Annotated in this window: 11 protein-coding genes, 1 tRNA gene and 1 pseudogene; 7 read left to right on the top strand and 6 right to left on the bottom strand. The window is 65.1% G+C overall.

The features are described 5' to 3' along the window. The first annotated feature begins 245 nt into the window (after nucleotides 1-245). A pseudogene (locus tag NG698_RS18220) lies at nucleotides 246-826 on the top strand (dihydrofolate reductase family protein). 211 nt (nucleotides 827-1,037) lie between these two features. After that, entirely contained in the window at nucleotides 1,038-1,529 is a 492-nt protein-coding gene (locus tag NG698_RS18215) for an SRPBCC domain-containing protein (RefSeq protein ID WP_252603925.1), read from the top strand. Between the two features lie 66 nt (nucleotides 1,530-1,595). Here NG698_RS18215 and NG698_RS18210 read toward each other — a convergent pair whose 3' ends face one another. Both NG698_RS18210 and NG698_RS18205 read right to left on the bottom strand, forming a co-directional pair. Then, nucleotides 1,596-2,642: a LacI family DNA-binding transcriptional regulator gene (locus NG698_RS18210; protein ID WP_252603924.1), complete on the bottom strand. Its 1,047-nt coding sequence runs from the start codon at nucleotides 2,640-2,642 to the stop codon at nucleotides 1,596-1,598. Continuing rightward, nucleotides 2,642-4,396, bottom strand: a complete 1,755-nt coding sequence (locus NG698_RS18205; RefSeq protein WP_252611434.1) for a glycoside hydrolase family 13 protein — start codon at nucleotides 4,394-4,396, stop codon at nucleotides 2,642-2,644. Before NG698_RS18205 ends, NG698_RS18210 begins: the two co-directional genes overlap by 1 nt. Nucleotides 4,397-4,593: 197 nt before the next feature. Here NG698_RS18205 and NG698_RS18200 point away from each other — a divergent pair, with 197 nt between their 5' ends. After that, nucleotides 4,594-5,964, top strand: coding sequence for an FAD-binding oxidoreductase (locus NG698_RS18200; protein ID WP_252611432.1), 1,371 nt, complete (start codon nucleotides 4,594-4,596; stop codon nucleotides 5,962-5,964). A 138-nt stretch (nucleotides 5,965-6,102) separates the two neighbouring features. Here NG698_RS18200 and NG698_RS18195 read toward each other — a convergent pair whose 3' ends face one another. The 4 genes from NG698_RS18195 to NG698_RS18180 all read right to left on the bottom strand — a co-directional run bounded on the left by NG698_RS18195 (nucleotide 6,103) and on the right by NG698_RS18180 (nucleotide 11,288). Next, nucleotides 6,103-7,524 (bottom strand): DUF4032 domain-containing protein, encoded by a 1,422-nt coding sequence (locus NG698_RS18195; protein ID WP_252611431.1) that lies wholly within the window; start codon nucleotides 7,522-7,524, stop codon nucleotides 6,103-6,105. A gap of 124 nt (nucleotides 7,525-7,648) precedes the next feature. Then, a complete protein-coding gene (locus NG698_RS18190) occupies nucleotides 7,649-8,731 on the bottom strand; it encodes an ABC transporter ATP-binding protein (RefSeq protein WP_056346563.1) in 1,083 nt (360 codons plus the stop codon). A 234-nt stretch (nucleotides 8,732-8,965) separates the two neighbouring features. After that, the gene (otsB, locus tag NG698_RS18185) at nucleotides 8,966-9,796 is read right to left on the bottom strand and encodes a trehalose-phosphatase (protein WP_252603758.1); all 831 of its coding nucleotides are present in this window, start codon (nucleotides 9,794-9,796) and stop codon (nucleotides 8,966-8,968) included. Beyond that, entirely contained in the window at nucleotides 9,786-11,288 is a 1,503-nt protein-coding gene (locus tag NG698_RS18180; RefSeq protein ID WP_305884356.1) for an alpha,alpha-trehalose-phosphate synthase (UDP-forming), read from the bottom strand. The genes otsB and NG698_RS18180 overlap by 11 nt, the downstream gene beginning before the upstream one ends. A 179-nt stretch (nucleotides 11,289-11,467) precedes the next feature. Here NG698_RS18180 and NG698_RS18175 point away from each other — a divergent pair, with 179 nt between their 5' ends. The 4 genes from NG698_RS18175 (at nucleotide 11,468) to NG698_RS18160 (ending at nucleotide 15,653) form a co-directional block, all read left to right on the top strand. Next, nucleotides 11,468-12,358 carry a DsbA family protein gene (locus NG698_RS18175; RefSeq protein WP_252611429.1) on the top strand — a complete coding sequence of 297 codons (891 nt, stop codon included), beginning with the start codon at nucleotides 11,468-11,470 and terminating at the stop codon, nucleotides 12,356-12,358. Nucleotides 12,359-12,509: 151 nt separating this feature from the next. Beyond that, a tRNA-Thr gene (locus NG698_RS18170) sits at nucleotides 12,510-12,583 on the top strand. Between the two features lie 546 nt (nucleotides 12,584-13,129). Further along, complete coding sequence (locus NG698_RS18165; protein WP_252603410.1) at nucleotides 13,130-14,221, top strand: SDR family oxidoreductase; 1,092 nt, start codon at nucleotides 13,130-13,132, stop codon at nucleotides 14,219-14,221. Between the two features lie 205 nt (nucleotides 14,222-14,426). Then, nucleotides 14,427-15,653 (top strand): glycosyl hydrolase, encoded by a 1,227-nt coding sequence (locus NG698_RS18160; protein WP_252611427.1) that lies wholly within the window; start codon nucleotides 14,427-14,429, stop codon nucleotides 15,651-15,653. The last annotated feature ends 6 nt before the right edge of the window (nucleotides 15,654-15,659 follow it).

The raw sequence follows: 15,659 nt of genomic DNA, 5'->3' as shown, positions 1-15,659 counted from the left end.
ACCTCGACGTGCTTGACGCAACCCCTACGACGGCTTTCGTCTGACCTCATCTGACCACGACTTGTCGGCTCAAGAGCATGGCACGGGACACGGTGACCCGGGACATCGAAGTCAGGCGGCGGTTCCTGCGCGAACATCCCGGCCACGCGCTGGACGGCTGGCCGCTGCAGGCCGATTGAATTCTTACAAGAGCGACAACTCACGACTTGCTAATGTGGGGCAACCTCAAAGCAAAGGAGAGCCCCGTGGGCAAGGTGGTCATGTACAGCTCGGTGTCGGTGGACGGCTTCATCGCGGACGAGAACGACCAGCCCGGACCCTGTTCGACTGGTTGTCCAGCGGTGACGTCCCGTTGGACGAGAGCGGCGAGTTGAAGGTGTCGCAGAGGTCCTACGACTACACCCGGCCGTACTGGGACCAGATCGGGGCGACAATCGTCGGCCGTCATGTCTTCGACATGACGGACGGCTGGGACGGGAAGCCTCCGGGCGGGGTCGACCACGTGGTCGTCGTGACGCACCGGCCGAAGCCCGAGGGCTGGGACCCCGAGGCGCCGTTGCACTTCGTCGACGGCGTCGAGGCAGCCGTGGCCAAGGCGCAGGAGCTCGCGGGTGACCGCATCGTCGAGGTCGGCGCTGGCGACGTCGGTGGCCAGGTGCTTGCCGCGGGCCTGGTCGACGAGGTGCGCATGGATGTCGTACCCGTCGTGTTCGGGTCCGGCAAGCGCTACTTCGGGTCGGTCCACGCACAGCACCTGTTGGAGGATCCCGACGTGGTGATTCAGGGCAACCGGGTGCTTCACCTGCGCTATCGGGTGCGCCGTTGACCGATCTGAGCGGGTACGCGAAGAAGTCCACTGCGAACGGTGTCACAAGATCGGGCCTCCGGCTGCGGTTGCGCATCGCTGCCCCGGGACCGACGCGCCAGCCAACATCCAGCCAGCGATTACACCCTCAACTGTGAAGAGCCCGGAAACCCGCGGGAAGTGAGAGAGCGTCGACTGTGGCGGATGCTGGAGCCGCGTAGAGTTGGCGTCCATGGAGAACCTTTTCAGCCACGCGGACGACGCCCTCCCCGCTTCAGTTGATCCCGCAGAGAACCTTGAACCTGTCATCTGCACTGTCACTGTGCCGGGGCCGGTGGCGCAGGCGTTCGCCGGCTTCACGGATCACACGCACTTGTGGTGGCCGCTGGATTCACACGGTGTGTACGGCGCAGGATCTTACGTTGAGTTTGAAGAGAACCTCATCGTGGAGACAGCTGACGACGGCAGGACCGCCGTCTGGGGTTCCATAGATGACTGGCAGCCGCCGCTTTCCTTCCACGCGTCCTGGCATCCTGGGACCACCGCTATCTGGTCCACCGAGCTGCGAGTCGCGTTCAGGGCCGTGGAATCCGGGACTGAGCTGCGCCTGGTCCACAACGGCTGGGAAGGTGCGGAGGATCCTGCCGCAGCCCGCGCCGACTATGCTGCCGGCTGGCCGAAGGTGCTGGACCGTTTCGCGAGGTTCATGGGCGGGGAAGCTTAGGCCTGACGGCCGGCCCTGAATAGCAGTTTGGGACGGACCCAGCTCAGAATGGACTGAGGGGCACGGTCAGGCCGGCGGGACGGCCGTGCTGTTCCGGACGAGGAACTCCGTAGGGTACTCCCGGTCGGTGGCCGCTGCTGACGGTGGCGTGCCCTTGGCAGGCCGCCTCGCGCCGGCGTCGATCGTTTCCAACAGCATGCGCGCCGCCAGGGCGCCTTGGCCGCGCGCATCCTGGTTGATGGTGGTCAGCCCAAAGACCTCGCCCAGTTCATGCCCGTCCATGCCGATCACGGAGAGATCCTGCGGCACGCGCAGGCCGAAATCGCGGGCGGCCAGGATGGCCCCGATCGCCATCTCATCGGAGGCTGCAAAAACCGCGGTGGGCCGCCCGGCTGCGGAGGCCAGGAGATTACGGGCACACACGTAGGCGCCCTGGATAGTGAAGTCCGCGAACACTACCCATTCGGGGCGGACAGCATGCCCCGCAGCCTCCATGGCTGCCTCAAAGCCGGCGCGGCGTATCCCGGGGAGTTTGAAGTCCTGGTTCAATTCGGCATCGCCGGTGATGTGTGCGATACGCGTGTGGCCCAGCCCGATGAGATGCTCGGTGGCTGTCCTGGCCAGGCGGGCGTCATCAATCCTGATAGTGGATGCACCGGCCAGGGCACCGCCGATGCCGACGATCGGACGGTGGATTGCCAAGAGCTGTTTGATTTCTGACTCGCTCAGGACCAGCGCCACAGCGATGACCGCATCCAGCCGCTTGCGGACCAGGAAGTCGTTCAGGACGCTGTGCCGGCGTTCCGGCCGGTCACCCACGTTGTACAGGGTGAGGTCGTAGCCGGCGTCGAGCAAGGTGCCGGACACGCCCTCCACCACGGACGAGAAGTACCAGCGGTGGATGGACGGGACCACCAGCCCCACGTTGTGGTTACGGCCTGAGGCCAGGCTGGACGCGTGGTATGACGGGACGAAGCCCAGTTCGTCGGCTGCCGCCTTTGCCAGCTGCCGGCTCTTGGCCGACACGTTCGCCTTGCCGCTGAGCGCCCGCGACACAGTGGCGATCGACAGCCCGGCGCGGTCGGCAACGTCCTTGATGCCCGCAAGTCCCACTATGCCGCGTCGCCTCCGCCAACCCGCAGCCACACCGTTTCCCCGGACGCCAGGAAGTGGGTTGCGTCAGAGCCAGAGCCAGAGCCAGAGTCGGAGCCGGCGCTGCGGACGAGGACGCTGCCTGCCGGCATCTCCAGCGGTTCGTGGTTGAGGTTCATGAGCACCAGCGTATCGCCGTTCAGGTACGCCAGTGACGAACCGCTGCACCAGTCCTCGGCCCAAGCCAGTGACCCGCGGCCCAAACCCAGTTCGCGGCGCACCGCCAGCATTTTCCGGTACAGGGAAAGATGCGACGACGGCGATGCGGCCTGTGCGTCCCGTGCCAGGTCCGCGAAGCTCGCCGGCAAGGGAAGCCAGGGGTCCTGGCCGGAGCCAAAGCCCAGGTGCCGTTCTGTGCTGCGCCACGGGAGGGGAACCCGGCAGCCGTCGCGGCCCAGCCGGGCCCCTCCGGTGCGTGCGAACGTGGGATCCTGCCGCAGGTGCTCCGGAATATCGATGCCGTCCGGCAGCCCAAGCTCCTCACCCTGGTACAGGTAGGCGGCGCCGGGCAGTCCCAGCATAAACAGGGAGGCGGCGGCTGCACGCCGGCGGCCCAGGGCTGTATCCGGCTGCGGATCGGCCGCACCGATGCCGTCGCCATCGCGCGGACCGGACCCGTTGTAACCAAAGCGGCTGGAATGCCGGACCACGTCGTGGTTGGAGAGCACCCAGGTGCTGGTGGCTCCTACTGCGTCCAGGGCAGTCAGCGAGTCCGTAATAACACTGCGCATCCGGTAAACGTCCAGCCCGGCGTGCAGGTAGGGGAAGTTGAAGGCCTGGTGCATTTCATCGGACCGGACCCAGTCGGCGAGGCGGGGGAGCGGGTCAACGTTGGCTTCGGCACACAGAATGCGGTCCGGCCCGTACCCGTCCAGGATCAGGCGCCAGGCCCGGAAGATGTCGTGCAGGGCCGGCTGGCCGAACATCGGAGCCTCATGACCGGGGAAGCCGTCTGAGCTGCCGCCGTCGGCCCGGCCGCCCCAGGCGGGCAGGCCCGGGGCCTTGACCAAAGCGTGGGCGACGTCCACCCGGAAGCCGGAGACCCCGCGGTCCAGCCAGAAACGGAGCACTCGCTCAAATTCGGCGTGCACGGCCGGGTTGTCCCAGTTGAAGTCCGGCTGGGAGGAATCAAACAGGTGCAGGTACCACTGGTCCGGCTGGCCGTCCGGCCCCGTGACCCGGGTCCAGGCCGGACCGCCGAAATGGGACTGCCAGTTGTTGGGTGGTTCGTGGCCTTCAGGCCCCGTCCCGTCCCGGAAGATGAACATGTCGCGCTCCGGGCTCCCTGCCGGGGAGGCGAGGGCTGCCTGGAAAGCAACGTGCTGGTCCGAGCAGTGGTTGGGAACCAGGTCCACGATGACCCGCAACCCCAGCCGGTTGGCCTCGGCAATCATGACGTCGAAGTCACGCAGGGTGCCGAAGATCGGATCCACGTCGCAGTAATCGCTGACGTCATAGCCGGCGTCGCGCTGCGGGGATTTGTAGAAGGGGGACAGCCAGACGGCGTCCACATCCAGCTCGGCCAGTTGCGGCAGTTCCGCGGTAATCCCGGCGAGATCGCCGATGCCGTCGCCGTTGAGGTCCCGGAAGGACCGCGGGTACACCTGGTAGATGACGGCGGAGCGCCACCAGCCGGGGGCGTTGTCGGCATCGTGGATGAGGGTCAGCGGACCTGCCAGCGGAGCTGCGGTGGTGATCATGGAATCAACAGACATGCTGATCAGCCTAGTTGAGCAGCGTCATGATATGGAAACGCTTCCAGCATGTATTTGGAGATGCAATTCGGTGTTCTAGGAGAAATGGGTCTGATCTGTGGAAACGCTTGCAGCAGCCCGGGATTGTGACGCGTTTGCGACGTCGTGGCCCGCCTAGACTGAGGAAGAACGACAACGACGACGGAACGGGAGGCTGCGTGGGCAGCTTGGTTGAAGAGCTGGTGGGCGCCCTCGGGTCAGGGCAGGTCAGTACCGAAGAGGAGTTGCTCGCGAGGTATGCCGTGGACCAGGCCCCCATCACGGATTTCCAGCTCCCCGAGGCGGTGGTCTTCGCCGGGTCTGTGGCGGACGTGCAGGCCGTGGTCAGGCTGTGTGCGGCCCTCAACGTCGCCGTCGTGGCCCGCGGAGCCGGAACAGGCGTGTCCGGCGGTGCGCACGCGAGCAGGAACTGCGTAGTCCTGTCCTTGGAACGGATGAACCGCATTCTTGACCTCAACCCGGACGACGAGACCGCCGTCGTCGAACCCGGCGTGGTCAACGCTGCCCTCAACGAGGCCGCCGCAGTGCATGGCCTGATGTACGCGCCGGATCCGGCGAGCTTCCGTTCCTCCACGATCGGCGGCAACGTTGCCACGAATGCCGGGGGACTGCGCTGCGCCAAGTACGGCGTAACCCGGGACTCAGTGTTGGCGCTGGATGTGGTGCTGGCTGACGGGTCCCTGATCCACACCGGCCACCAGACATTCAAGGGCGTAGCGGGCTACGACCTGACGGGACTGTTTGTGGGCTCTGAGGGCACTCTGGGGATCGTGGTGGGGGCGACCGTCCGGCTCAAGTACCTGCCCCGTGACGTGCACACCATCGCCGCGTTCTACCCGGACTTCAGGCAGGCCGCTGCCGGCGTCCTGGCGGTGGGCCGGGCCCGCGTGCAGCCGGCCATCATGGAACTGCTCGACGGCGGGACGCTTGCCCAGCTGGACGATCTCCACGGCTCCGACCTGAGCTCCCGCGGCCGTTCGCTGCTCCTGATCCAGACCGACGGGTTCGGGGCAGCGGCGGAGGCCGACGTCGTGCGTTCCGTCCTAGCAGCCGGCGGGGCAACGGTGAGCACGGAATCCACGGCGGAAGCCGAGCAGCTCGTGGAGCTCCGCCGGAACAGCCGGGGCGTGGAAGTGGATGACGAATACCGTGTGGGCGAGGACGTGGCCGTGCCGCGCTCACGCCTGGTGGATTACGTGGCGGCGTTGGAAGACCTCGCGGCAACACATGGTGTGAGCCTCAAGGTGGTGGCGCATGCGGGCGACGGCAACCTGCATCCCACGTTCTGGATCGACCGCCAGGACAGTGAGGTGGACGCTGACGCCATGGCCCGGCTGAACTTCGCCCTGGACGCCTCCATTGAGGCTGCACTCGAAATGGGCGGGACCATCACCGGCGAGCACGGGATCGGGCAGTACAAACTGCGCTGGCTCGGCCTGGAGCAGGCGGAACCCGTCAGGGAGCTCCAGCGCAGGGTCAAGGAACTCTTTGACCCGGCTGGCATCCTGAACCCGGGCAAGGCTATCTAAAGGCCGCCACCTGCCACGAAACTAGGTAGCAGTAACTGTCGTTTTGAGCGCTCATAACGACAGTTACTGCTACCTAGTTGGGGGTGTGTTAACACAGTTATGCTGCCACCGCGGCCCGGAACCGGCTCCCGGTCCGCGTCAGTCGTCGACGTCAGGGTACTCTTCGATGGATTCGTCGGCGCCATAGCGGGAGGACTCCTCGGTTTCCACTTCGAGGATCTTCAGCATCGCAGTATCCGGGTTAAGCATGATGGCGGCTTCGTCCCGGCGGTGGCGCAGGACGGACTCGATGTAGGACTGCACTGCCTCGGCGAGCGGAATGTGGCGGGCCTGCTCCTCGGACATGTACCAGCGGTGCTCCAGCACCTCGTGGACCGCCTCCGCCGGCTCCAGCTTGCGGGACAGGTCGCGGGGGATCGAGCGCACAATCGGCTCGAAGACCTGGCTGACCCACAGGTGCGCGCTGTATTCCTCGTCCATCCCCGGGTTGTTGTCCGCCCGGAAGGAGTCCATGTCATTGAGCAGGCGCCGGGCCTGGTTCTCCTGGGCGTCCAGTCCGGTCAGCCGCAGCAGCCGGCGCTGGTGGTGTCCGGCGTCGACCACCTTGGGCTGGAGCTGGATGGTGGAACCGTTCTGGGTGGTCTTGATGGCGTATTCCTCGACGTCGAACCCGAGCTCGTTGAGCTTCCGGATCCGGGCGGCCACGCGCCAGCGTTCGCCGATCTCGAAGGATTCCTTCTCGGTCAGTTCCGTCCACAGGCGCCGGTAGCTCTCCATGATGAGTTCGCTGGTGGCCACCGGGTCCACCTTTTCCTCGATCAGGCCGCCGTCCAGGAGGTCCATCAGCTCGCCGGCGATGTTGACTCGGGCAATCTCGAGATCGTACTCGCGCTGGCCGGTGGAAAGATCGGGATACAGCTCGCCGGTTTCGGCGTCCACCAGGTAGGCGGCGAACGCGCCCGCGTCACGGCGGAAGAGCGTATTGGAGAGCGAGACGTCGCCCCAATAGAAGCCGATGAGGTGCAGCCGCACCATCAGCAGGGCCTGAGCATCGATGAGCCTGGTCAGTGTGTCCTTGCGCAGCATCTGCGAGAACAGGGCCCGGTACGGCATGGAGAATTTCAGGTGGCGGGTGACCAGGACGGGGTTCAAGGGCCGCCCATCCAGGGTGGTCCGGCCTGTGATGACTGCTACCGGGACAACGCACGGGACGTCCAGGCGGGCCAGCTTGCGGAGCATGTGGTACTCGTGGCGGGCCACATGCTCGGACGTTTCCTTGATGGCGATGACGGAGCCGCCCAGGTGCGCGAAACGCACAATGTGCCGCGAGATGCCGCGGGGGAGCGCTGCCAGGTTCTCGGCCGGCCAGTCCTCCAGGGCGATGTGCCAGGGTAGGTCCAGGAGTTCGGGCTCCGCGGACGCCGCCGTGATGTTCAGCGAGCTGGAAGCGGCAAGGACCTTGTCATCCTTGGCGCTCGCTGCCTCGAAGCGCGGCAGTTTGCCGACCTGCGCGTAGTCCGTGGGCTCGTCGTGCCACTGTGCACTGTTTTCGTCGGTCATGGATCAATTCTTTCGTACAGAGGGGCGGCTGGCCTAAACATCGGGCTCAAACGCCGACGGCGGCCCGTCCAGTCAGGAGGGCCGCCGTCGGTTAGACGTCGAAAGGCTCGATCATCGGTGGGGACTAGTCGCCCAGGCGCAGACCGGTCTTGGTGTCAAACAGGTGCACGTGGCCCGACTGCGGACGGACGTAGATGGTGTCGCCCTTCAGCGGGGGACGGCGGCCGTCGACGCGTGCCACGATGTCGTGGTCCTTGCCGTCCAGCGTCGTGTGGCCGTAGACGTAGGCGTCGGCACCGAGTTCTTCAACAACGTCGACCTCGACCTGGAGACCCTCACCGTGAGAGGCCTGCTCAAGGTCCTCGGGGCGGCTGCCCAGGGTGACGGTGCTGCCGTGGGCCTCTTCGAGAATGTTGCGCGGCACGGGGTAAACCGTTCCGCCGAACTGAACGCCGCCGTCGACCACGGGCAGTTCGAGCAGGTTCATGGCGGGGGAGCCGATGAAGCCGGCAACAAAGACGTTCTTGGGCTTGTCGTAGAGGTTGCGCGGGGTGTCAACCTGCATCAGCAGGCCGTCCTTCAGCACAGCCACGCGGTCACCCATGGTCATGGCCTCGACCTGGTCGTGGGTGACGTAAACGGTGGTGACGCCGAGGCGGCGGGTCAGGGATGCGATCTGCGTACGCGTCTGGACACGGAGCTTGGCGTCCAGGTTGGAAAGCGGCTCATCCATGAGGAACACCTGCGGGTTACGCACGATGGCGCGGCCCATGGCAACACGCTGGCGCTGGCCACCGGAGAGTGCCTTCGGCTTGCGGTCCAGGTACGGCTCGAGGTCAAGAAGCTTGGCGGCCTCACGGACACGCTCGGCGCGCTCTTCCTTGGAGACGCCGGCGATCTTCAGCGCAAAGCCCATGTTGTCTGCAACCGTCATGTGCGGGTACAGCGCGTAGTTCTGGAAAACCATCGCGATGTCGCGGTCCTTCGGCGGAACATCGGTGACATCGCGGTCGCCAATAAGAATCCGGCCGGCGTTGACGTCCTCAAGGCCTGCGAGCATGCGCAAGGAGGTGGACTTACCGCAACCGGAGGGTCCTACGAGGACCAGAAATTCGCCATCGGCGATTTCGATGTTGAGCTTGTCAACAGCGGGCTTCTCTGTGCCCGGGTACAGACGCGTAGCGTTATCAAAAGTAACTGTAGCCACAGTTATCAATCCCTTCACCGGCAGGTACGTGCCGGACGATCCGTTGTGAATGGTTCATGTAATTCAGTTATCCACGGCATTGCAGCCGTGTACTCCCCGGCCGAAGCCGAGGAGTATCACGTGACGCCGCACGGTTCCTGTGCGCCACATCACAACCAAGAGTATGTCAGACGATTGGCGTATTGGTGCAAATGTTACGGAGGTCACATGTGAGGTTGGACATGTCCCCGAGGTTCAGTCACTGCCGGGCTCTTCTTCGGCCACCACCAGGCTCCGTTCCTGCAGGAGCGCTTCGAGCAGTTCGGCCACGTGGGCCGGTGCTTCCACCCGGAACTCGGCCTGGGTGAAGTCCAGACCCACCTTGACGCCCACATCGCCGGATTCCAGGCGTGCCAGGGCGTCCTCGTCCGTGACGTCGTCGCCGGCGAAGAGGACCGCAGTGGCCCCGGTGATCTGGCGCAGGAACGTCAGGCCCTCGCCCTTGGAGGCGTTGACTACCGATGTTTCCAGGACGCGTTTCCCGTTCTTCAGGAAAACGCCCTTGCGGTCCTGGAGAACGGAACGGGCCGCAGCCACCGCGTCCTCGGCAACATCGTCCGTGGCCAGCCGGGTATGCAGGACGACGCCCGCGGGCTTATCTTCGAGGAGCGTGCCCGGTGCCTGCTCAACGATCTCCTCGAGGACGCCTCGGACTTCGGCCAGCAGCAGGCGCTGGGCCTCGTCCAGCGTCAGCTCCGCGGAGCCGGGGCCCAGCCACGCCTCGGCGCCATGGCTGCCGATCAGCAACGTGTCCACCGGGGGCGAGGCGACCGCGCGCAGGCTGGCGAGGGCCCTGCCTGAGAGGAGTGCCGTCGTCGTGCGTGGAAGGGCGGCGAGCCCGGCGAAAGCGGCGGCCGAGCGCGGAAGCGGGCGGGCGTCGTCGGCGCGGTCAACCAGCGGGGAAATGGTGCCGTCGAAATCCATGGCCACCAGCAGGTGTTCCGTCTGGGCGATGCGCCGGGCGGCCTGCCGGAGTTCAGGGGACAAGGTGAGCGGGCCCTTGGCGGGCCGGGCGTCAGGAGTCATCGCGCACAACTTTCTCGTTCAGGGCGGCCAGGAAGTCAGCTGACCAATGGTCGACGTCGTGTTCCAGGATCTGCTTGCGCATGGACCGCATGCGGCGCGCGGCGTCTTTGGGAGGCAAATCGACGGCCCGCATGATGGTGTCCTTGAGACCGTCGATATCGTGCGGGTTCATCAGGAGCGCCTGCTTGAGCTGGTCCGCGGCGCCGGCGAACTCGCTGAGGACCAGCGCGCCGTCGTTGTCCTTGCGGGCAGTGACGTATTCCTTGGCCACGAGGTTCATGCCGTCCCGCAGTGCAGTCACGAGCATGACGTCGGCGGCGAGGTACAGCGCCACCATCTCCTCCACGGGGTAGCTGTGGTGCAGGTAGCGGACCGCCGTGTTCTGGATGGTGTCGTAGGTGCCGTTGATGTGGCCGACCGTGCCTTCGATCTCCTCGCGCAGGAGGCGGTACTGCTCAACCCGTTCGCGGCTGGGGCTGGCAACCTGGATCAGCGTAGCGTCGCCGACCGTCAGCTTGCCTTCGTTCAGGAGTTCCTCGAACGCCTTGAGCCGGTGCCGGATGCCCTTGGTGTAATCGAGCCGGTCCACGCCAAGGAGGATGGTTTTGGGGTTGCCGAGATCCTGGCGGATCTGGCGTGCACGCTCGATGATCTCGGGGTTGTGGGCCAGCTCGTTGATCTGGGCTACGTCGATGGAAATGGGGAAGGCCTGGGCCCTGGCGATGTGCGTGATTTCGCCGTCCTTCCCCTTCACATGCACCTGCTGCTGCTTGACGCTGGCGCCGAGGAACCGGCGGGCGGAGCGCATGAAGTTGCCGGCGTCGCTGGGGCGCTGGAAGCCCACGAGGTCTGCACCCATCAGGCCGTCAATGATGGCATGCCGCCACGGCAGCTGGGCGAAGATTTCCGGCGGGGGGAAGGGGATGTGGTTGAAGAACCCGATCCGCAGGTCCGGCCGCGCTTGGCGCAGCAGCCGCGGCACCAGCTGCAGCTGGTAGTCCTGGACCCACACCGTGGCGCTCTGGCCGGCATGGCGTACGACGGCGTCGGCGAACCTTTGGTTGACCCTGCGGTAGGCGTCCCACCAGGTTCTGTGGAACTCCGGCGGGGCGATGACGTCGTGGTATAGGGGCCACAGGGTGGCGTTGGAGAAACCCTCGTAGTAGAGCTCAACGTCGTCGTTGCTCAGCTGGACGGGCACGAGGTCCATGCCGCCGTGGCTGAAAGGCTCGACGGTTTCGTCCGGGGCGCCGTGCCAACCCACCCACGCGCCGTCGGTCTTGGTCATCATGGGTGCGAGGGCAGTCACCAGGCCGCCGGGGGAGCGGCGCCAGCCGGAGCCGTCGTCGCCGCTCTCACCTGGCGCGCAGCGGTCAACGGGCAGCCTGTTGGAGACAACCATAAAATCGTACGTGGCGGCCGTGCTGTGGCTGCTCGCGGCGGCGCCGGTTGCAGGTACAGCTGTTGGCTTTTCTTGGACGGGTGTTTGCATTGCGGCCCCCTGGGGTTGCTTGTGCCTTTAAGCCACCTTAATAGGATGGAATCTTCGGGGCTATTCGTCCGTTGGTTATTCGGGCGGAATAGTTGAAAGCGCAAGCTCTCAGGTTTGTCCCCTAAAATGGTGGAGTCGCCACAGAGTGGTCCCCCTATGTCGATCGACCCAAGGAACACATGAGCCCCGCAAATGAAATACGTAAGTCCAAGGCTGAGCGAACCTCGGAGGCGCGCGAGAAGGCACGCCTGATCCGTGAGGCGCAGCTGACGAAGGACAAGCGCAACAAGCTGCTGATCGGCTGGGGCATTGTGGTGGCCGTGGTGGCCATCCTTGTGGTGGTGGGGCTGGTGCTGACCACAACGATGCGGCAGAACGCCCCGATCGCTGACCAGGGGCCGACGCCGGCCAACGGTAACGTCAACGGTGGCATCACCTTGCTGGCCAATACCGACGTCGCGAAGCTGGAAGCAGCCACCGTTGACGCAGCCTCCGTGGGGGAGCCCCCGAAAACCGCGCCGGCTGAAGTGGTTGCCCCCGGTGCCGAAGCTAAGGCCGGAAAGCCGGTCAAGGTGGTCCTGTACGTTGACTTCATCTGCCCGGTTTGCAAGAACTTCGAGGCACAGTACAACGAGCAGCTGACGACGCTGCGCAACGACGGCAAGATCACGGTGGAATACCGGGGGCTCGGGTTCCTGGACAACCGGTCCTCCACGAACTACTCCTCCCGTGCAGCCAACGCCGCCGCGTGTGTTGTGAATGAGTCTCCGGAGAAGTACGCGGAGTTTGTGGACTCGCTGTTCGCCAACCAGCCTGCCGAAGGTACCGCCGGTCTTTCTGACGACAAGCTCAAGACCATGGCCACGGACATCGGCGCCAAGAACATTGACACGTGCATCGACGAGAAGACCTACCGCCCGTACGTGAAGTTCACAACCAAGCAGGCCGCGGCGATCGGCGTCACCGGCACGCCCACGGTGTTTGTGGACGGCCAGCAGTGGGGCAAGGGTGCCAGCGCGCAGACCCCGTTCCCTGAGTTCCTGCAGGCAGCGATCACCGCGAAGGGCTAAGTCCTACCACCCAGAGGATCTGCTTCCGGATCGATTCCGGAAGCAGGTCCTTTGTGTTGGCTCCGGTTCGCCCTTGCCGGCGTTTTTACGAGCGGGCGGACTTGCGCTAACCTTATCTAGCGCCGTTGCGGCGCACGCCCCTCGGGGGCGCGCCTCCTTAGCTCAGTTGGCCAGAGCACCGCTCTTGTAAAGCGGGGGTCGTCGGTTCGAATCCGACAGGAGGCTCTAGTTGTGGCTTTGACCTGCGGTTTTAATCCGGAGCCCATGACGCGAACGCGCGGATTCCGTGCAGGATTTGGACGTTTTCCGTCGGTTCTAATGCGCCCGCGGGGCTTGGTAAATGGCCTGGCCTGCAGTCCTACCCCCGATGCCTCATGCGGACTGTCTTTAACCCGAGAGCTGAAAGGGAGGGCCGCCGGAGACAGGCTGGGAATCTGGCTCCAACCGCCCGGAGGTCTTTCCTGTTTCTCAAGCATCCCACTGGTACGCCACCGGAGACAGCGGCGCGGAGGCCGGGTCGACGTGGTCGGATACGCCGGGGTGTAGGGACCTCAGACCGGTTTCTTGCCGCGACGCAACCGCGCGCTCTCACCTAACTACCGCCCCCAAATCTCTGTTGAGTTGCTCTGCAGCAGCTCGGGTGGGAGGAATATCTGCTGGGAGGGGTGGCTTGTCGCTATTAGGCCGACGTCGGCTTGACTGCAGCCGGGCCTGTAGCCTGACGGCCTGACCGACGCGCGGGCATGAACAGCACACACCAGGAGGAGCGCCATGACTATCGGCACAGGAACAACAGCGGGCACGCAACGGACGGCTCTCGTAGTGGGAGCCACCGGCATCGCCGGGTCCGCCCTCGTCGACCGCCTGGCGGGCGAGGGGTGGGCCGTTCTTGCCCTGTCCCGCAGGCCCGGAGCGGAGCGCCCCGGGGTACGGTGGCTCTCCGCAGACCTGACCTCGGCGGCATCGTTGGTCAGTGTGCTCGGGCCGGAGAATCCCTCGCATGTTTTCTTCACGGCGTGGTCAAGGCGTGGCACCGAGGAGGAGAACATCACAGTCAATGCCGGCATGGTTCGCGATCTCCTCGCTGCACTTCGGGGCAAGGACGTAGCACATGTTGCGCTGATGACCGGTCTCAAGCACTACCTCGGACCCTTCGAGGCGTACGCAGCCGGAGAGATGGCCGACACGCCCTTCCATGAGGAGGAGCCGCGCCTGCCGGTGCGGAACTTTTACTACGCGCAAGAGGATGAACTCTGGGCCGCTGCGGCGGAGCAAGGGTTCACGTGGTCTGTGCACCGAGCGCACACGGTGATCGGGCACGCGGTGGGCAACGCCATGAACATGGGTCTCACTCTCGCCGCCCAGGCGACCCTTTGCCGGGAGAGCGGGGAGCCTTTCGTCTTTCCGGGATCCGAGACGCAATGGAACGGTCTGACCGACATGACGGAGGCCGGCCTGCTCGCCGAGCACATGCTCTGGGCATCCACCACACGGAAGGCCGCTAACGAGGCCTTCAACATCGTCAACGGCGACGTGTTCCGCTGGCGCTGGATGTGGCCGAAGCTCGCGGCCTACTTCGGCGTGGAGTGGGAGGGGTACGAGGGGGAGCCCCGTCCCCTCGAGCAGTCCATGTCAGGGCGGGAAGACCAGTGGAGGGAGCTTGCCGGGCGCCATCACCTCAGCGAACCGGAGTTGGATCGCGTGGCGTCCTGGTGGCACACGGACAGTGACCTTGGGCGCGGCATTGAGGTAGTGACAGACATGGGCAAGAGTCGGGATGCCGGGTTCACCGGCTACAGGCGGACGCTGGACGCCTTCATTGCGCTCTTCGACCGATACCGGGCCGACAACCTCATTCCCTGATCGTGACGCTTCCGAAGAGGCAAATCTCTTCTCCTGGCCGCGACCCAGGACGCGGGAACCACCAGAGGCCCGTGAGTTCTCTCAAAAAATTTTCGAAAAAATCCGCTCTGATCGGCGCCGAGCCCTTAGGATCAGGAAAGTGCCGGTAGGCACCACCTGACCGGCGGATTTCCAACCGCCTTGCCGATTGCGGGGACCGATCGCCATGCTCAGAACGTTGAAATCTATCGCGGCAGCGGTTGGCCTGGGTCTGGCTTTGGGACTGATGCCGGCCCAGGCCGCCCAGGCAGCGCCTGCCACAGGCCGGATTTCCCTCAGCCCGGCCACTGGTTTGGCAGGATCCGCCGTCACAGTCAGCGGAACGGGGTTCAAAGCCTCCACCGCGGGGACTGTGATTGCCGGTGCCACGACTTTTCCCTTCAAAACGGCGGCTTCGGGTGCTTTCAGTACTTCGATCACCATCCCTTCCGCAGCCAAGGGATCGTTGACCATCACGGCCAAGACCTCTTCCATCCAGGCCTCGTCCGTGTTCACTGTGACCGCACCGGTCCCGACGCTCCCTCCGGTCAGCACGGCCGCGCTTCGGTTCGGGGTCGCCACTGCCAGCGGCCCGCTGGCCAGCGGCGAACTGGATGAAGTGGCGCAGCTGTCCGGCGAAAGCCCGTCCACCATTCTCTTCTACAAGGACTTCCTCCAGGCGCCTCCCATCGCCGAGATGAACTCCGTCCGGGCACGAGGCGCCGTCCCGCTCATCACCTGGGAACCTTGGGCCTGGGGCGGTGGAACGGAACAGCCGGGCTACTCCCTGGACCGAATTGCCGCCGGCGACTTTGACGCCCACATCACGCAGTGGGGCCAGGCACTTACTGCCTGGGGCCAGCCGGTCCAGCTCAGATTCGCCCACGAGATGAACGGAAACTGGTACCCGTGGGCCGAAGGCGTAAACGGCAATCAGCCCGGTGACTACGTAAATGCCTGGCGCCATGTTCACGACATTGTTGCTGCCACCGGTGCCGGCAACGTGTCCTGGGTCTGGAGCCCGAATGTCCCCTACTACGGTTCCACCGATCTCGCAGGTCTCTTTCCCGGCGTCGGATATGTGGATGTTGTAGCCCTCGACGGGTACAACTGGGGCACTTCCGCCTCATGGAGCGGCTGGATATCGCCGCAGGATCTCTTCGCTCCGGGAATAGCCCAGCTGCGTGCCCTGGCACCAGGAGTTCCCATCCTGATCAGCGAGACAGCTTCCAGCGAAGCCGGAGGCAACAAGGCTGCCTGGAACACTGAGCTCGTGTCTTATCTGGCGGCCCAGCCCGATGTCGTGGGCTTCGTGTGGTTCCACCTCCAGAAAGAAACCGACTGGCGCATCAACAGCAGCGCCACCTCCGCCTCAGCGTTCAAGTCCGCATTGCAGGCGCGCCGGACTCCCTGACCCGGG

Source organism: Pseudarthrobacter raffinosi, from assembly GCF_023913735.1.
In the GTDB taxonomy this organism is placed as follows: Bacteria; Actinomycetota; Actinomycetes; order Actinomycetales; family Micrococcaceae; genus Arthrobacter; species Arthrobacter raffinosi.
The sequence above is the reverse complement of the archived record's forward strand: the minus strand, read 5'-3'. Positions and strand labels throughout refer to the sequence as shown.

What these genes read in the sequence shown, in the direction of transcription:
- otsB (WP_252603758.1), bottom strand. Translation starts at nt 9,796, where the DNA reads ATGACTCCTGACGCCCGGCCCGCCAAGGGCCCGCTCACCTTGTCCCCT.
- NG698_RS18205 (WP_252611434.1), bottom strand. Translation starts at nt 4,396, where the DNA reads ATGTCTGTTGATTCCATGATCACCACCGCAGCTCCGCTGGCAGGTCCG.
- NG698_RS18195 (WP_252611431.1), bottom strand. Translation starts at nt 7,524, where the DNA reads ATGACCGACGAAAACAGTGCACAGTGGCACGACGAGCCCACGGACTAC.
- NG698_RS18175 (WP_252611429.1), top strand. Translation starts at nt 11,468, where the DNA reads ATGAGCCCCGCAAATGAAATACGTAAGTCCAAGGCTGAGCGAACCTCG.
- NG698_RS18165 (WP_252603410.1), top strand. Translation starts at nt 13,130, where the DNA reads ATGACTATCGGCACAGGAACAACAGCGGGCACGCAACGGACGGCTCTC.
- NG698_RS18215 (WP_252603925.1), top strand. Translation starts at nt 1,038, where the DNA reads ATGGAGAACCTTTTCAGCCACGCGGACGACGCCCTCCCCGCTTCAGTT.
- NG698_RS18180 (WP_305884356.1), bottom strand. Translation starts at nt 11,288, where the DNA reads ATGCAAACACCCGTCCAAGAAAAGCCAACAGCTGTACCTGCAACCGGC.
- NG698_RS18160 (WP_252611427.1), top strand. Translation starts at nt 14,427, where the DNA reads ATGCTCAGAACGTTGAAATCTATCGCGGCAGCGGTTGGCCTGGGTCTG.